We start from the raw sequence: 1172 nt of genomic DNA, 5'->3' as shown, positions 1-1172 counted from the left end.
AGCTGGAGCGCAGCCTCAGCCACAGTCCGCTGTTCCAGATCCTGTTCACCCTGCAGAACACCGCACAGCGTCGTCTGGAACTGCCGGAGCTGAGGGTGACGGCGTTGCCGTATGCGGCGGATACCACCAAGTACGACCTCGAACTCACGGCGTGGGAGCACGAAGGCGCGATGCGCCTGAGCTGGCAGTACGCGACGGCGCTGTTCGATGCGGCGACGGTGGAAGCGCTGTCGGCGCACTTCGAAACCTTGCTGTCGGCAGCGTTGGACGCGCCGGAGACGCCGGTATACCGGCTGCCGATGCAGACAGCGGCCGAGCGGGCGAGCTGGCAGGCCTGGAATCGCAGCGGCAGGGACTACCCGCGCGACCGTAGCGTGCATTCGTTGTTCGAAGCGCAGGTTCGGCGCACGCCGGACGATATCGCCGCGACCGATGGGAAGCGCGAGCTTAGCTATGCGGAACTCGATGCCTGGGCGAATCGCGCCGCGCATGCGCTGCGCGAGCAGGGCGTGGGCCCGGACAGCGTGGTCGGCCTGCATGTCGGGCGCTCGCTGGAACAAGTGGTGGGTGTGCTGGCGATCCTGAAGGCCGGCGGTGCGTATCTTCCGCTGGAGCCCGAACATCCCGATGCACGTCTGGCCTACATGTGTAGCGACAGCGGCGTTCAGTCGATCTTGAGTGTTGGTAGTTTGGTGGAGCGTTGTTCGGCTTGGAGCGGTCAAATACTGCGCCTGGACGACGAAGCCGCGCTGGCGAGCTATCCGTCCAGCACGCCGGAAGCAGCGGACCTGACGCCACAGCATCTGGCCTACGTGATCTACACCTCAGGCTCAACCGGCCAACCCAAGGGCGTGCTGGTCCCGCACGGCGGCGTCGTGAACTATCTCGACCACGCCCAGACCTACCTGCAACCGCACCACCGCGGCGCCGTCATGGGCACGCCGTTGAGCTTCGACGCCACCGTCACCACGCTGTTCGCTCCGCTGCTGGCGGGCAAGCGCTTGATCGTGCTGCCGTCCGAAGCCGGCGCGCTGTTCGCTGGCCTGAGCCACTACCTGTTCGACGACGGCCGCGACTGGCTGTTCAAGCTGACCCCGGCGCACCTGGACGGCCTGTACGCGAACTACCCAGCGCACACTGGTGCAAGCGAGCACCGCCACTGCCTGGTGATC

General features: G+C 66.3%; 1 protein-coding gene. It reads left to right on the top strand.

Going from position 1 to position 1172, the window contains the following annotated elements; genetic code table 11:
- The coding region (locus tag ACIQU6_RS45040; protein ID WP_403488585.1) for an AMP-binding protein at nt 1-1172 on the top strand (1172 nt) is incomplete at both ends.

Origin of the sequence: Streptomyces sp. NPDC090442, assembly GCF_044769405.1 — a bacterium.
In the GTDB taxonomy this organism is placed as follows: Bacteria; Actinomycetota; Actinomycetes; order Streptomycetales; family Streptomycetaceae; genus Streptomyces.
Note: the sequence above shows the minus strand (reverse complement) of the source record. Positions and strands in the feature narration are given on the sequence as shown.